13 protein-coding genes and 2 pseudogenes are annotated in these 15,184 nt (G+C 67.6%); 9 read left to right on the top strand and 6 right to left on the bottom strand.

All coding sequences use genetic code 11. The features are described 5' to 3' along the window. Window positions 1–1,089 (top strand): AAA family ATPase (locus D477_RS16015; protein WP_005271804.1); only part of this gene is annotated, 1,089 nt, incomplete at its 5' end. A gap of 28 nt (window positions 1,090–1,117) precedes the next feature. On the opposite strand, the gene D477_RS16010 is transcribed toward D477_RS16015, so the two are convergent. The 3 genes from D477_RS16010 to D477_RS23005 are packed head-to-tail and all read right to left on the bottom strand — an operon-like array spanning window position 1,118 to window position 3,414. Beyond that, window positions 1,118–1,849 carry a glutamine amidotransferase gene (locus tag D477_RS16010; protein WP_005271803.1) on the bottom strand — a complete coding sequence of 244 codons (732 nt, stop codon included), beginning with the start codon at window positions 1,847–1,849 and terminating at the stop codon, window positions 1,118–1,120. 45 nt (window positions 1,850–1,894) lie between these two features. Continuing rightward, on the bottom strand, window positions 1,895–2,758 hold the full coding sequence (locus D477_RS23010) for a CHAD domain-containing protein (RefSeq protein ID WP_202804107.1): 864 nt from the start codon (window positions 2,756–2,758) through the stop codon (window positions 1,895–1,897). After that, window positions 2,755–3,414, bottom strand: a complete 660-nt coding sequence (locus D477_RS23005) for a CYTH domain-containing protein (RefSeq protein WP_202804106.1) — start codon at window positions 3,412–3,414, stop codon at window positions 2,755–2,757. The genes D477_RS23010 and D477_RS23005 overlap by 4 nt, the downstream gene beginning before the upstream one ends. 115 nt (window positions 3,415–3,529) lie before the next feature. Between D477_RS23005 and D477_RS16000 the strand changes: the two genes are divergently transcribed. Together D477_RS16000 and ftsY are read left to right on the top strand one after the other, a co-directional pair. Further along, a complete protein-coding gene (locus tag D477_RS16000) occupies window positions 3,530–3,754 on the top strand; it encodes a hypothetical protein (RefSeq protein ID WP_005271801.1) in 225 nt (74 codons plus the stop codon). A gap of 228 nt (window positions 3,755–3,982) precedes the next feature. Then, entirely contained in the window at window positions 3,983–5,188 is a 1,206-nt protein-coding gene (gene ftsY / locus D477_RS15995) for a signal recognition particle-docking protein FtsY (RefSeq protein ID WP_005271798.1), read from the top strand. Window positions 5,189–5,298: 110 nt separating this feature from the next. Here the strand turns inward: ftsY and D477_RS15990 are convergent, their stop codons facing one another. After that, window positions 5,299–6,096: a dioxygenase family protein gene (locus tag D477_RS15990; protein ID WP_005271796.1), complete on the bottom strand. Its 798-nt coding sequence runs from the start codon at window positions 6,094–6,096 to the stop codon at window positions 5,299–5,301. A gap of 86 nt (window positions 6,097–6,182) precedes the next feature. Continuing rightward, window positions 6,183–7,439: an MFS transporter gene (locus D477_RS15985; protein WP_005271794.1), complete on the bottom strand. Its 1,257-nt coding sequence runs from the start codon at window positions 7,437–7,439 to the stop codon at window positions 6,183–6,185. A 176-nt stretch (window positions 7,440–7,615) separates the two neighbouring features. Here D477_RS15985 and D477_RS15980 point away from each other — a divergent pair, with 176 nt between their 5' ends. Next, complete coding sequence (locus tag D477_RS15980; RefSeq protein ID WP_043847322.1) at window positions 7,616–8,920, top strand: ammonium transporter; 1,305 nt, start codon at window positions 7,616–7,618, stop codon at window positions 8,918–8,920. Beyond that, window positions 8,917–9,255: a P-II family nitrogen regulator gene (locus D477_RS15975; protein WP_005271790.1), complete on the top strand. Its 339-nt coding sequence runs from the start codon at window positions 8,917–8,919 to the stop codon at window positions 9,253–9,255. Before D477_RS15980 ends, D477_RS15975 begins: the two co-directional genes overlap by 4 nt. A gap of 78 nt (window positions 9,256–9,333) precedes the next feature. Here D477_RS15975 and D477_RS15970 read toward each other — a convergent pair. Then, window positions 9,334–10,772, bottom strand: a pseudogene (locus D477_RS15970) (glucose-6-phosphate dehydrogenase). 185 nt (window positions 10,773–10,957) lie between these two features. Between D477_RS15970 and ffh the strand changes: the two are divergent. From ffh to D477_RS15950, 4 genes and pseudogenes are all read left to right on the top strand, one after another. Continuing rightward, window positions 10,958–12,540, top strand: a pseudogene (gene ffh, locus D477_RS15965) (signal recognition particle protein). A 77-nt stretch (window positions 12,541–12,617) separates the two neighbouring features. After that, the gene (locus D477_RS21335) at window positions 12,618–13,151 is read left to right on the top strand and encodes an NUDIX domain-containing protein (protein WP_005271783.1); all 534 of its coding nucleotides are present in this window, start codon (window positions 12,618–12,620) and stop codon (window positions 13,149–13,151) included. 1 nt (window position 13,152) lies between these two features. After that, window positions 13,153–13,872 (top strand): alpha/beta fold hydrolase, encoded by a 720-nt coding sequence (locus D477_RS15955; protein ID WP_005271780.1) that lies wholly within the window; start codon window positions 13,153–13,155, stop codon window positions 13,870–13,872. A gap of 34 nt (window positions 13,873–13,906) precedes the next feature. After that, window positions 13,907–15,124 (top strand): hypothetical protein, encoded by a 1,218-nt coding sequence (locus tag D477_RS15950; RefSeq protein WP_005271778.1) that lies wholly within the window; start codon window positions 13,907–13,909, stop codon window positions 15,122–15,124. The last annotated feature ends 60 nt before the right edge of the window (window positions 15,125–15,184 follow it).

Below are 15,184 nucleotides of genomic sequence, written 5' to 3'. Positions count from 1 at the left end.
GCCCGCCAGCGGCAGCTGCAGGCGGCCAAGGCGGCGTCGGTGGCCAAGGCGGTGGAGCAGGTGCTGGCCTGGCTGGACGTCTCCGTCCAGGCCGCGGCGATCGAACGGGACGCAGCCGAGGAGGTCCGGGCCGAATGGGAGCAGGAGCTTTCCGCCGTCCGCGGCTCCACCGATGCGCTCGCGGCCGAACTGCGCGAGCTGACCGATTCGGTGCACAAGGACGAATTGGCCAGGGCCCAGCAGCGGCTGCGGATCGAGGCGCTGGAGAATCGGGCCATCGAGGAACTTGGCATGACGGCCGACCACTTGATTACCGAGTTCGGACCGGACCAGCCCGTGCCCGTGGCCACCGCGGCGTCGACGGACAAGTGGGCTGAGCTGCGGGCGGAGGTGGACGAAGCCGGCAACCCGGTCGTCGAAGGTGTGCCCTTTGTCCGCGCCGAGCAGGAGAAGCGGCTGAAGAAGGCCGAGCGGGACCTCTCCGCGCTGGGTAAGGTCAACCCGCTCGCGCTGGAGGAATTCGCCGCGCTGGAGGAACGCCACCAGTTCCTCAGCACCCAACTGGAGGACCTCAAAGCCAGCCGCAAGGACCTGCTGGACATCATCAAGGAGGTGGACGAGCGGGTCGAGCAGGTGTTCAGCGAGGCCTACCGCGACACCGCCGTGCAGTTCGAGCGGGTCTTCGGCCGGCTCTTTCCCGGCGGCGAAGGGCGGTTGGTGCTCACGGACCCGCAGGACATGCTGACCACCGGCATCGAGGTGGAGGCCCGTCCGGCCGGCAAGAAGATCAAGCGGCTCTCGCTGCTCTCCGGCGGGGAACGGTCGCTGACCGCCGTCGCGCTGCTGGTGGCGATCTTCAAGGCCCGGCCGTCGCCGTTCTATGTCATGGACGAGGTGGAAGCCGCCCTGGACGATACGAACCTGGGCCGGCTGATCACGATCTTCGAGGAACTGCGCGAGTCGAGCCAGCTCATTGTCATCACCCACCAAAAGCGGACCATGGAAGTTGCGGACGCACTGTACGGCGTGACCATGCGCGGCGATGGCGTCTCCACGGTGATTTCGCAACGGCTGGCCGCCCAGGCGTGAAGCCGCCACCCGCCGTCGTCAGTGCGGGTCAGGACGCGTAGCGCCTGACGAAATTGGCCATGATGCGCTGGGGCACGTGCACGTCGTGGCCGCGGATGGACGCGACGACGTCGTCCGCCTCGGCCGGCGGGAAATAGCCGGCGTTGCGGTAGACCGAGATCCGCGTGATGAGGCCGGCCTCGTCCAGCTCGGGGTGGAACTGGGTGGCGTAGACGTTGCTGCCCACCCGGAACATCTGCACCGGGCACGCGGCGGAACCGGCCAGCCGGACGGCGCCGGCAGGCAGCACCGAGCAGGCCTCCTTGTGCCCGACGAAGGCTTTGAAGCGCCGCGGCACGCCCGACAGCAGGGGATCGGCCGCGGCGCCGTCCGCCAGTTCCACCGCCACCGCGCTGATCGGCTCACCGAACTGCCCGTCCACGCGGCCGCCGCGGATCCGGCCCAGGGTGCCGATGCCGTAGCACGCGCCGAAGAACGGAAAGTCCGCCTCGACCACGCGGTCCACCAAGGCCATCAGCTCGGCCTCAACGCGCAGCTGTACGCCGGACTTGCCCTCCGGCGGATCACTGGACGTGAACGGACTGCCGCCGAGAATGATGCCGCTGTACTGCTCCAGATCGACGGCCGGAAGCGGCCCCGCCTCAAGCCGGACCCGGTGCAGCTGGCCACGGGCGAGGCCGCCGCAGCGCAGGTAAGCGGCGTACTCCTCGTCGGCCGCCGTGTCCTCGGCGCGGGTAGCCAGCAGCAGGAAGGGCTTCATCCTCCGATGCTACCGAGCAGGCCCGAGGGAACAGGCCGGCCCTCGTCAGAACGTGGTCGGGAAACGCTTCCAGTGGCGCCAGAACTTCCTGGCCGAGCGGGCAGCCCTGGCCTCCTCGAGCGCGTGCAGCCGCCCGTAGCTGAAGCCGTTTTCATGCTGTCCGAAGGCCTCGGCACCCATCTTCCGCAGGAGTTGGCGCGCCACGAAGCTGTCCTGGTGGTCGCCCAGGACCTGCTGCATCCCGTGCGCGGCCTTCTCCAGCTTGGCGGCGCGCTTGCCGCTGACCGGTGCTGCGACCTCGCATGCGTAGCGCAGCCGTTTGGCCGTCTTGCGAGCCTCATGCAACGCCGCATCGGCGAAGTCCGTTCCCCGTGCCCGCTTCGCTTCCTTGACCGCCCGGCGCACGCGCTTGAGGTCACGCCCGACCGATCGTGCGATGACGGCCTTCGCCGGCTGGTGTGCCTCCTGGGTCAACGGCGGATCCGCGAGCAACCCCTCAAGTGCGTCGAGGAGGCGGAAATAGCGCTTCTGCTCCAGGGCCTTCAAGACCTTGTCATGCGCAGTCTTGTATGCGCTGCCCAGCTCGACGTCGAGCCGCTGGTGGACCGGGCCGAGCACCAGGTCCACCGGTTCCTCGCCCAGCAGCGAGCGCAACCGCTCATGCAGGACTTCGGCATCCCGCGCGTCCCCGAGGAGACCGGCGAGCCACGTCAGCTCTTCACGGATTGGGTCGGTCCGCACGCGGTCAAGCACGCGCCGGTGGGTGGCGAGCGCCGACCGTAGCCGCCTCGTCGCGACGCGCATCTGGTGCACGGCGTCCGGCGCGTCCTGCCGTACCCGGGGGTCCTGCGTCTTCAGCAAGTCCATCTGGGTGCGCAGGTAGGAAAGCACGACGTCGGCGGCGCTCACCTTCCGCTGGGGTTCCGCAGCAGCGGGTGCAGCCGGGGCGGCTGGGCCCAACGCCTCATGAGTTTGGAAGCATGGCCGGCCGGCCGGCCGCCGGCAGCCGTGAAAGGCCCTTCGGCAGCGTCCAGCAGCCCGCGCTGCCCGTCCGCGAGCTCGATCTCCCATTCCCGCCAGCGCGAGGTCGAACCGTCAGGCACTAGCGCCTCGGCCTCCACCTGGTCATCGCACACCTCGGCAAGTACGCCGTCGGGGCCGTTCAACCGGTGCACCAGGCGCCTGGTCCTCAGCCGGGCGACCGGGACCAAGGGCTTTTCGCGGATCTGCGCGCGCACCAGCCGCAGCAGCGGAAGCGGGACTGTTTCCGGGTCCTTGCCCAGCGGCTCGCGGAATTCGAACCGTTCGTCGATGTCCGACGGCATTTTCAGGTGCCAACCGTCGTCGTCTCCGCCCGTCCGCCGGCGGCAGGTGATCCGATGGGTGGCCAGGGCCAGGTCCTCGGTATCGAAATATGTGGCCTCCAGCCGGTGCTCGACCGGCTGGTCCACCGAGTCGACCCCTGGCAGCAGATGCAGCAGCGGCAGGGTGGCCGACTCGTCGGCGTCGTACTTGCGTTCGATTTCGACCGTCTTGTGCATGGCGGGGTGATTCGCTTTCGTCATGGCTCCTCTTTTGAAGGCATGCTGCAGGCAGCTATCCGGGCGGACAGCGCGTTAACACGCAGTTCACATCGCCGCCATAGGGTGGGACAAGGCGCCAACCGTTGGAGGGACAGCGATGGAAACCGCAGAGATCGAGCAGTGGTGGGGAAAGCTGGAACCGGGCATCCGGGAATGGCTGATGGACAACCCGGGGACGGTCATCCTCCCGCGGACCGTTGCCAATGCGATCAACACTTCGGTGGGGGAGACCACGGACCAGGACCGCTATGAAGTCTCCGAGGCGGCCCGGTCCTTCATCCGTGCCAAGGCGGAGGAACGGCGCAACCGCCCGATCGAGTGATTCATGACGGCGGTGCTTTCCTTGACGGACTGCCCCGAGAAGAGCATGTCCTGTCCACTGCGCTGCAACCATGGATTGCTCCCGGACGTCCGACGGCGTGGATTTGCGTCACATTCTAGACCGGCGGTGTGAACGCCGCATGAACAAGGCCGCCCCGCCGCCCCCAGCGGCAGGCCACCCGGGGACACGGCGACCTCGGGTGGCGGACGCTGTGAGAAGCTAGGGTCTGTGAACGACGTAACCCTCATCATTGTGTACGCTGTCATCGCCATAGCCGTCGTCGGAACCGTAGCCATTCTGCTGCTGAAGGGCCGCAAGACCCCGCCGGGCACCTACACCACTACGCGGGATGCCAATGACCAGGCTCCCGCGGCGGGGCAGACCGCCGGAACGGATGTGCTCGAAACTCCGCCGGCCGCGCCCCCGGCGCCCGAAAAGGACGTACCGTCGACCGAGGTCGAAGTCGCCGACGACCTCTCCGGACTGGAAACCGTCCCGGTGGAGACCCCCGCCCCGGTCCAGGGGCGCCTGGCCCGGCTGCGCGCGCGGCTGGTCAAGTCGAACAACGCGTTGGGCAAGGGCCTGCTGGCGCTGCTGTCCCGCGACGACATCGACGAGGACGTCTGGGACGAAATCGAAGAAACGCTGCTGCTGGCCGACCTGGGGACCGAGCCGACCATGGAATTGGTCGACGCACTGCGCGACCGGGTCAAGGTGGAAGGCAGCCGCGATCCCGAGCGCGTCAAGGCGATGCTGCGCGAAGAGCTGGTCAAGCTCGTCGACCCCGGCATGGACCGCTCACTTGCCGTCGACCGCCACGCCGACCGCCCCGCCGTCGTTATGGTGGTGGGCGTGAACGGCGTTGGCAAGACCACCACCGTCGGCAAGCTCGCACGCGTGCTGGTCGCCGAAGACAAGGACGTCCTGCTTGGCGCGGCGGACACCTTCCGCGCCGCGGCCGCCGAACAGCTGGCGACCTGGGGCCAGCGGGTGGGGGTGCCCACGGTAAAGTCCGACGTCGATGGCGCCGATCCTGCCTCCGTCGCCTTTGAAGCGGTGAAAGCAGGTATCGACCAGGAAGTCGACGTGGTCATGGTGGACACCGCCGGCCGCCTGCAGAACAAGGTCGGCCTGATGGACGAACTTGGCAAGGTCAAGCGGGTCATCGAAAAGCAGGCCACCGTGGACGAGGTGCTGCTGGTCCTCGACGCCACGACCGGCCAGAACGGGCTCAACCAGGCAAAGGTCTTCTCGGAGGTCGTGGACATTACCGGCATCGTGCTGACCAAGCTGGACGGCACCGCCAAGGGCGGCATCGTGGTCGCCATCCAGCGCAGCCTCGGCGTGCCGGTGAAGCTGATCGGCCTGGGCGAGGGCGCGGACGACCTGGCTCCCTTCGAGGCAGAAGGCTTCGTCGATGCGCTGCTGAACTAGGGGCAAGTGCACGGGAGCGGCAAGCCGTTCTCGAAGCTGCGAAGGGCGCCGTCCGGAACCTGCCGGACGGCGCCCTTCGTTATGCCGGCGCGGGTGCTGGCGGAGCGGTGCTAGGTCAGCGTCCAGGAGCGCTTGGACAGGCCGTACCAGAAGCCGTCGATGGCCGTCTTCGCTTCGATTCCGCTGGAGCCGTAGGCGGCGCCGAGTGCGACGTAGAGCGGAGCCCAGTGCTCGGAGCGCGGATGCGCCTCGCGGGCGGCCGGTGCCTTGTGCAGGAAGTCCAGGATGGAATCCACGTCGCCGCGCGCCATGGCTTCCTCGGCCCAGTGGTCGAACTCGCTGGAGGCGGCCGGCGGCGTGGTGTCCGGGCCCGCCGCAGGGTTGAACCAGCGCAGGTTGTGCGTGGTGAAGCCGGAGCCGACAATCAGCGTGCCGCGCTCGCGGAGCGGGGCGAGGGACTTGCCGAGTTCGAACAGGCCCTGCGGGTCCAGCGTCGGCATGGACATCTGGACCACCGGCACATCCGCTTCCGGGAACATCTCGACCAGCGGCACGTAGGCGCCGTGGTCCAGCCCGCGGGCTTCGTCGCGCTCGACATGGTGGCCATGGCCGGCCACGAGGCGGTCGACTTCGGTGGCCAGTTCCGGGGCCAGCGGTGCGTCGTAGGTGACGTCGTAGTACTTCTGCGGGAAGCCCCAGAAATCGTAGACCAGGTCCGTCTTGCGTTCGGTGGCGCTGAGGGTGACCGGCGCGTTCTCCCAGTGGGCGGAGACCATCAGGATGTCCTTGGGCTTTTCGAACCCCGCCGACCAATCGGCCAGCTGGCGGGTCCAGGTGGCGTCGTCGGCCAGCGGGGGAGCACCGTGGCTGAGGAAGAGTACCGGAGGAACATTGCCTGTCTGAGTCATGCCTCCAGTCTAGGGCATTTTATTGAAGTTTCAAGTGTTCGGTCTGTGCCGATCCGCACAGCGGGGTTGCGGACGCCGACGGCGGATCAACCGTCCGGTTGGGCGGGCTTAGCGAGTGTCTCGCGGCCGAAGAGCTTCCACAGCAGCGCCGCCGCCAGGGCCACTGCTCCGGTGACGGCGAAGGCCCAGTCATAGCCGATCCGGTCGGCCAAGGCGCCGGCCAGCACCGGGCCGATGATCGCACCGCCGTCGGTCGCCATCTGGAAGACCGCAAGGACTTTGCCTCCGCTGCGGCTGCTGCCGATGATGTCTGCCACGGCGGCCTGTTGAGCCGGTCCCAGCAGGCCCGATCCGAAGCCGGCCGTCACGGAGGCTGCCACGAACAGCGGAATGGAGTCGGTGAAACCGATGGCTGCAATGGACAATCCGGCGACAACCAAGCCCGCGATGACCAGCGGGCGGCGGCCAACGGAGTCGGAGAGCCTGCCGGAGAAGGTCAGGGCGAGGGCATTGCCGACGGCGAAGACCGCGAGCGCCAGGCCTGCGGTCTCCGGGCCGGCACCCAGGACGGCAGCGGCAAACAGCGGGATCAAGGCCATCCGCACGCCGAAGGTGGCCCAGCCGTTCGCGAAGGCGGACACGACGGCCGCCCGGTAGCCGGGATCGGCCAGCGCTTCACGCAGGTCCATCGGTTCGGGAACGGCGACCTCATCCCCGGTGGCCGCCGAAGGCTTCTTGAGCATGATGGCCACCACGGCAGCGGCGATGAGCAGCGCCACGGCGTAGACGACGAACGGCATGCGCAGTCCGAACCCGGCCAGCAGGCCGCCGACCACGGGGCCGAGGATGCCGCCCATCAGGAACGTTGAGGCATAGGCTCCGGAGACGCGGCCGCGGCTGTCCGGCGGAGCCAGCCGGAGGATCAGGGCTGCGGCTGAGACGGTGAACATGGTGGAGCCGGCGCCGCCGAGGCCGCGGAACAGCAGCAGCTGCCAGTAGTCCTGGGCGACCGCGCAGGCCCCGGTGGAGATTGCGACGATCAGCAGCCCCACCAGATAGACGCGGCGTTCGCCCCATTTGCCCACCAGCGCGCCGCCTGCTGGGGCGAAGACAAGACGCATAAAAGCGAACACGCTGACGATGATGCTGGCAGCTGCCACACCGACGTCGAAACTGGCAGCGAACTGCGGCAGGACCGGTGCGACGATGCCGTAGCCCAGCGCAATCACGAAGGCGGCGGCGATCAGGACCTTGATGTCCCGCGGGATGGGGGACAGGACGGCTTTCTCCCGGGTGCCTCCGGCGGCACCCGTCGCGGACGCCGAACGGCGGAAAAGGGGCATGGCATCCACCCTAGCCGGGCTCGAAACACTGCCGAAACACGGCCGACGCCCGGGTTTTACATTTCTGCCTTGCTTGTAACTTGACCGCAATCAGGCTTCCCATCGGCGGAAACACGGCAGCGGCAATCTTGAGGCAGAAGCGGGAACCGCCCGCCCAGGGACGAGAGGACGTGAAAATGGATCTGTCAGCAGGTCACGTCTGGGTAATGATTTCGGCAGCCCTCGTGCTGCTCATGACGCCGGGCCTGGCGTTCTTCTATGGCGGCATGACCCGTGCCAAGGCTGCCTTGAACATGATGATGATGAGCTTCATCTCCATCGGCCTGGTCGCCGTGGTCTGGGTGCTCTGGGGATTCTCCATGAGCGGCGGCGATTCAGTGGCGCAGCTGTTCGGGAACCCGTTCGCGGCCTTCGGCATGGAAGGCCTCCTCAATACTGAGGACCTGATCGGCGCCGGCTATGGTGCGACCTTCGCAATCATTACGGTGGCGCTCATCTCCGGCGCCATCGCGGACCGCGCAAAGTTCAGCTCGTGGGCCATCTTCGTGCCCGTCTGGGTCACGCTCGTCTACTGCCCGCTGGCTTTCATGGTCTGGGGAGGCGGCCTGCTCAGCGCTGAGGGAGCTGTGGGCTCCTGGGCCGGTGAAGCCATCGATTTCGCGGGCGGGACGGTAGTCCACATCAATGCCGGTGTCGCAGGGCTGATCCTGGCGCTGATCCTCGGCAAGCGCAAGGGCTTCGGTATGGATCCCGCCCAGCGCCCGCACAACATCCCGTTCGTCATGCTCGGCGCAGCGCTGCTGTGGTTCGGGTGGTTCGGCTTCAACGGCGGTGCCGCCGGGAGCGCGGAGGAAGCAGGCCTGATCTGGATCAACACCATGGCCGCCCCGGCCGCTGCGATGCTGGGCTGGCTGGTCACCGAACGAATCCGCGACGGCCGCCCCACCTCCCTCGGCGCCGCCTCCGGTGTCGTATCCGGCCTCGTGGCCATCACCCCCGCCTGCGCCAATGTGTCCCCGGTGGGTGCGATCAGCCTCGGTCTGGTTGCGGGCGTCTTGGCCGCCCTGGCCGTTGGACTGAAATACAGGCTCGGATATGACGATTCGCTCGACGTCGTGGGCGTCCACTTGGTCGCGGGCATCGTCGGGACACTTGCCCTGGGCTTCATCGCCCTCCCGGTGGATGGGGCCGGCGGCGGGCTCTTCTATGGCGGCGGCTTCGCGCAGCTGTGGGCCCAGGTTGTGGCAGCGGTTGTTTCGGTCCTCTACTGCGCCATCCTGACCGTCGGCATCGGGCTGGCCATCCACAAATCCGTCGGCTTCCGGGTCAGCGAGGAAGAAGAGGTCACCGGTGTGGACCTGACGCAGCACGCAGAGAGCGCCTACGAATTCGGCGGCCTGGGCACCGGCGGCGCATTCGTTCCGCATCCGGCCACCGACCGCAGCGCCCACAACGGCTCCCTGGAAGGGATCAAGGCATGAAACTCGTGACCGCAATCATCCGGCCTGAAAAGCTCGAAGCTGTCCGCAGCAGCCTGGAAAGCTACGGCGTCCAGGGACTGACCGTCAGCCAGGCCAGTGGCTACGGACGGCAGCGCGGCCACACGGAGGTCTACCGCGGCGCCGAGTACACCGTCGACCTGCTGAAGAAGATCCGGGTCGAGGTGCTGGTCGCCGAGGAATGGGCCAACGACATCGTGGACGTGCTGGTCGCAACGGCGAACACCGGACGCGCCGGCGACGGCAAGGTCTGGCTGATCAACGTCGAGGAAGCCGTGCGGGTCCGCACCGGCGAACGCGGCGAAGCCGCTATCTAGCCGACGCGGATCCGATCGGGAACTGAAAAGCAGCCCCGGGGCAGCGGCCATCTGGCCGATTGCCCCCCGGGCTGCTTTTCAGTTCCGGGCCAGAGGCCGGTCCTCGCGGGACGTCTCCCACCCGGACGGGCCGCTGCTGCCGGCGGCATACTCCTCCAGCGGTACCTCGCCGGCATCCCAAGCCCGGAGCACTGGTTCGACGATCCGCCAGCAGTCTTCGGCAATGTCGCCGCGCACCGACAGCAGCGGGTCGCCGTTCAGCACCCCTTCCAGGACTTCGCCGTAGGGGAGCAGATCCGGCGCGTGCAAGGCTGCGGCCATCACGGCACGGTCGAGGGTGAAGATGTCCCCGGGGCTGTTCACATCGACTTCCAGCTCCAGGGTGTCCGGCCCGAGTCCGATGCGCAGGCGCGTGGGTTCGTCGACGCCGGTGAAACCTGCCGGGACTTGGACCGGCTTGAAGGTGACGATGACTTCCTTCTGCCTGTTGCCCAGGGCCTTGCCCGAACGCAGGACGAAGGGAACACCGGCCCAGCGGCTGTTGTTGATGGACACTTCGATTTCGGCCAGCGTCTCGGTGTTCCGTGACGGGTCAATGCCTTGTTCCTCTGTGTAGGCAGGTACCGTGCGGCCGTCGATCGTGCCAGCCGTGTAGCGGGCACGCCGGGTGCTCTTGGCATAGTCCGAATCGACCGAGCTGGCACGCAGGACGCTCCCGACATGGTCGCGCAGGTCTCGCTCGCTGAGCGTGGCCGGAGCATTCATCGCGGTTAGCGCCATGACCTGGAGCAGGTGGCTCTGGATCATGTCCCGCAGGCGCCGGCCTTGTCGTAGTAGCCGGCCCTGCCCTCCAGCGCCAAGGATTCGTCGTAGAAGATCTCGATTTTTTCGATGTGCAGGTTGTTCCACAGCGGCTCCAGCAGCCGGTTGGCGAAGCGCAGGCCGAGGATGTTGAACACCGTCGCCTTGCCGAGGAAGTGGTCCACCCGGTGGATGTGGTCTTCCGGCACGAGGTTCAACAGCGTCCGGTTCAGCGAGGCGGCCGATTCGCGGTCCGTGCCGAAGGGCTTCTCCAGGACCAGCCGGGTGCCCTCCGGTATGTCTTCCGGTTTGAGCAGCTCGCAGGCCTTCTGGCTGACGGCCGGCGGCAGCGCGAAGAACACGGCTGCCGGCGGCTCCACCGAAGCCAGCAGCTTGGCCAGGGCGCCATCGTCGGTCACGTCCACAACGTGGTACTCCGCACTCTGCTGGACCCGGTGCAGTTCCTGCGCTCCGGCGTCGCTGGCATTTGCGGTGCATCCGTCAAAGGCAGTCTGGACGCGCTTGCGCCAACGCTCGCCGTCCCAATCGCCGGGTCCGGCGCCAATGACTTTCAGGCCGCGGGTGCGTCCTTGGGCAATCAGCTTGCCCAAACCGGGCAGCAGCAGCCGGCCCGTCAGGTCGCCCGAAGCGCCAAGAATCAGCAGCGTTCGGATCAGTGTCTTGCCGGAGTTCGGTTCCGTCGTCGAATCGCTCATCTGGGCCGTCACAGTTCCACCTTGCCATCCAGGGCCCCGGCTGTCGCCCCTTCAACCCACCTGGACTGCACCGGGATGCGGATTGCTGGAACAACGGCAAGGCCATACTTGGTACTCTGGAAAAGCTGTACTCCGGCCCTGCCCGCCGGATCTGACCGAAGATCGACGAAAGAAGTGCACGGCACGTGTTCAATTCACTCTCTGACCGGTTGGCCTCAACCTTCAAGAACCTGCGCGGCAAGGGACGCCTGTCCGAAGCCGACGTCGACGCCACCGTCCGCGAGATCCGCCGCGCCCTGCTCGACGCCGATGTGGCCGTTTCCGTGGTGCGCGAGTTCACCGCCCATGTGAGGGAACGTGCCCTCAGCGAGGAAGTTTCCGCCGCGCTCAATCCGGGCCAGCAGGTCGTCAAGATCGTCAACGATGAGCTGGTGCGGATCCTCGGTGGCGAAACCCGGCGCATCCGGCTGGCCAAAAATCCGCCGACGGTCATCATGCTGGCCGGCCTGCAGGGCGCCGGCAAGACCACGTTGGCCGGCAAGCTTTCGAAGTGGCTCAAAGGCCAGGGCCACAGCCCCATCCTGGTCGCCGCCGACCTGCAGCGCCCCAACGCCGTCACCCAGCTGCAGGTCAATGGCCAGCGCGCCGGCGTGCCCGTTTTCGCCCCGCACCCGGGCGTGCAGTCGGACTTCGAAGAGGTCACCGGCGATCCCGTAACAGTGGCCCGCGACGGCGTGGCCGAGGCACGAGCCAAGCTGCACGACGTCGTTATCGTCGACACCGCAGGCCGGCTGGGCATCGACGCGGAGATGATGCAGCAGGCAGCGGACATCCGCGCTGCCGTCAATCCGGACGAGGTCCTGTTCGTCATCGATGCGATGATCGGCCAGGATGCGGTCAACACCGCCCAGGCCTTCAATGAGGGCGTCGACTTCACCGGCGTCGTCCTCTCCAAGCTCGACGGCGACGCCCGCGGCGGCGCGGCCTTGTCCGTGGCCTCGGTGACCGGCAAGCCCGTGATGTTCGCCTCCACCGGCGAAAGCCTCGACGACTTCGAGATCTTCCATCCGGACCGGATGGCCAACCGCATCCTCGACATGGGCGACATCCTGTCCCTGATCGAGCAGGCCGAAAAGTCCTGGGACAAGGGCGAGGCCGAGCGGATGGCGAAGAAGTTCGCCGACCAGGAGGACTTCACCCTCGAGGATTTCCTGGCCCAGATGCAGCAGATCCGCAAGATGGGCTCGATGAAGAAGATGCTCACGATGATGCCGGGCGCGGCAGGCATGCGGCAGCAGCTGGAGAACTTCGACGAGCGGGAAATCGACCGGGTCGAAGCGATCGTGCGCTCCATGACCCCGCACGAGCGGCTGGCGCCCAAGATCATCAACGGGTCCCGGCGTGCCCGCATTGCCCGCGGCTCCGGTGTGCATGTTTCGGAAGTCAACGGCCTGCTTGAGCGCTTCGGCCAGGCCCAGAAGATGATGAAGAAGATGGCCCAGGGCGGCGGAATCCCGGGCATGCCCGGGATGGCCGGTCCCGGCGGCTTCGGCGGACCCCGCAAGGCAAGCAGGTTGCCAAGGGCAAAAAGAAGGCCCGTTCGGGCAACCCGGCAAAGGCTGCCCAGGAGCTCCGCGAGGCCGAAGAGCGCCGGGCCAATGCGCGGCAGGCGCTGCCCACGGGCGCAGCCTTCGGCCAGCAGCAGGAGGACTTCGATCCGTCGGCGCTGAACCTGCCGAAGGGGTTCGAAAAGTTCCTCGGCAAGTAGCCGCAGTGCGCAGGGGCCGGCCGCGGTGCCGGCCCTGCCGCCTTGCTCCGGAGCCGCAGCGAGTTTGGAGGGCAGTTGTGACCAAGCACCATCTGAGTGGATTCTACGGTTCCGTCTGGAAACGTCCCGCCACGGTGGCTGTCATCGTCCGCACGGTGGCCGGCTCCGTCCTGCTCGCCCCGGATGCCGACGGCCTCCCTGCCCTGCCGGCAGGTATGGTCAAGACCGGCGAGGACCCGCGCGAGGCCGCTTCCCGCATCCTGCAGGCCACGACGCTCGAGCTGCCGCTGGGCCGGATCCTTGCCATTGACTACCAGCAGACACCGGACTCGCCCTCAGAGGCCATTACCTTTATTTACGACGGCGGTACCTACGACGGCGGTGAGCTCGCCGCCGCGGCCGGCGGGCAAGCGGACTTTCTCGACTTCCAGCTGGCATTGCTGGAACTCAGCCGGACCCAGGCGGCTCAGCTTAAGGCCGGCATGGAGGCCCACGAGCTTTTGACTGTCCTCGAGCTGCGGGATGGGCACCGGTTGGACACCGTCCAGCGGGATGTGCCGCGGCGGGACCTCCTCAGCGGCTTCGACGAAACGCTGACCCCTGGCAGCTAGATTGGCCCCCTTGGTTGCCGGCAGCGACAAACCGCGCGTGGTCTTTGTCCACGGGCAGGGCCGTTTCGGCGCCGCAGCCTGGCCCTACCAACACCGGCTGGCAGGGCAGTTCGACTGTCTGTTCCTGCGCCGGCACGGGTACGCCCCGACGGCGGCGCCGCTGCCCACGGACTTCCAGGCGGACATGCACATCGTGCTCGAGAACCTCGGCGGCGGCGGTCACGTCGTCGCTCATTCCCGCGGCGCCATTTCGGCCATGATGGCTGCCGTCGAACGCCCGGAGCTCGTACAGTCTTTGACGTTGTTCGAGCCTGCCTGCCTCTCGCTGACTGCGGACCTGCCGGCAACCCGGGCGCACCGTGAACGCCTTGCATCGCTGTATGCGGCACGCGCAGAGTTGACGGACGAGCAATACCAGCATGAATTTTCGCGCCTGATGTTCGGCTCCCAGGCCGGCCCGCTGCGGACGCGCGAGGAACGCCGGGCAGCACGGAGGCTGCGTCTCCAGGAGGCGCCGTGGACTGCGCCGCTGACCATTGTGCCGGGCCTTCCCACCCTCGTCGTGACCGGTGGCTGGGAGCCGCTGTACGAGGAAGTCGGTGAGTACCTGGCCACGACGGGTGCCACCCACCGGCATGCTCCAGGGCACCATCGCCCCCAGGACAGCGCCGAGGGCCACCGCATGCTGCTGGAATTCCTGCGCAGGCATCAGCAGCAGTAGGTGCATCCGCGGCCGCTCTTGCTAGCGTGGGACCATGAGCGCATTTGGCTGGAAGCCGGTATCGGGACAGCTGTGGTGGCCGTGGCCGCTGGATGAATCCGGCGCCCGGGCGCTCGTCCGGGAATTCGCCGACCGCACCCTGCTGGGTGCTTTCGCCGGCGGGAATCCGGCAGCCGGCCAAACCGTCGTCGAATTCCTGCTGGCACGCGACCCCGAAGGGCGGGTGGCCGTGCTTGATACCGATGGGGCGGCAGTTGCCGGACCCGACTACCGCATGCTGGCCCAGAGCCTGTCCCTGACCGCAGGCGCCGCCGTCGACATCGATGGCTTCGAGTATGAAGCCCCTGCAGCGGATGCGGCCTTCGAACTGGATCCCGCAGCAGCCGAAACCGGTCTGGCGGCCGATGAAGCGGCGGATCCGGCGGTGTTGCGTACCGTGATGGTCGGGCAGTTCCGCCGGGAGGATCTGCTGATGTTCGGCGCCCTTAATGCGGTGCCGCTGGACGTGCTGAGCGACGACAGCAAGCCCGGCCGCCGGATCGTCGTCGTCCATGGGGGAGCCAGCCCGGGACTCTACAACTGGCCGGAATCAACCAAGCCGATCGCTGCCTTCATGAACCTGGACGGGCTGCGTGCCTTCGAAGCCTGGCTGCCCGGATCCCGCAAGGACCCCGCTAACAATTTCTGGCATGCGTGGCAGCCGCAGGCCAAGCCGTTTCCCAGTACTGACCGGGCTTCCGCGGAGGCGCTGCGGTTGCTTGGCACGCTCATCCGCGCGGCCGATCCGCACACGGATGCGCTGGCTGCCGTCTTCGGGTTGGATCAGTCGGCTGAGGCCCGGCTCTCGGAACTGCTGCGGGGCGAGGACTCCGAAACGGTGCTGGCCCAGACCGCTGGCGCGCTCGGCCTGCCCCGGCTGGCGGGGGAACTGGCCGAATCCGGCCAGGCCCATGGCCACTCCACCGAGCATTTTCCGGTGCTGCCAATTGGCAAGGCAGTTCTGGAGCTGCTGGCAACTCCGATGACCGGCAATTCCCCGTTGGCCCGCTGGCACCGCAAGGTCCTCGCGCATCCGGAATTGCTGGCGGGCAGTGCCGCAGTGGCCGCAGGAGCGGCAGCAATGCTCCTGCGGTCTGCAGGCCGTCCCGCCGGCCGCCCCAACGGCTTCCTGCGAGCCGGTGCGCTGACGCTGGCGGCCGAAGCGGCAAGCGAGCTGGCGCTCTACGGCTATCTGAAGTTCCGCCGTCGCTGATCTGCCGCTGCCGCTACCGCTTCGCCCGGCGTCCCGCCGCTGCCGTCGCGCCGCTGCCGT

Origin of the sequence: Arthrobacter crystallopoietes BAB-32, from assembly GCF_000328305.2 — a bacterium.
Lineage (GTDB): Bacteria > Actinomycetota > Actinomycetes > Actinomycetales > Micrococcaceae > Crystallibacter > Crystallibacter crystallopoietes_A.
This window is presented reverse-complemented; position numbering and strand designations above follow the sequence as displayed.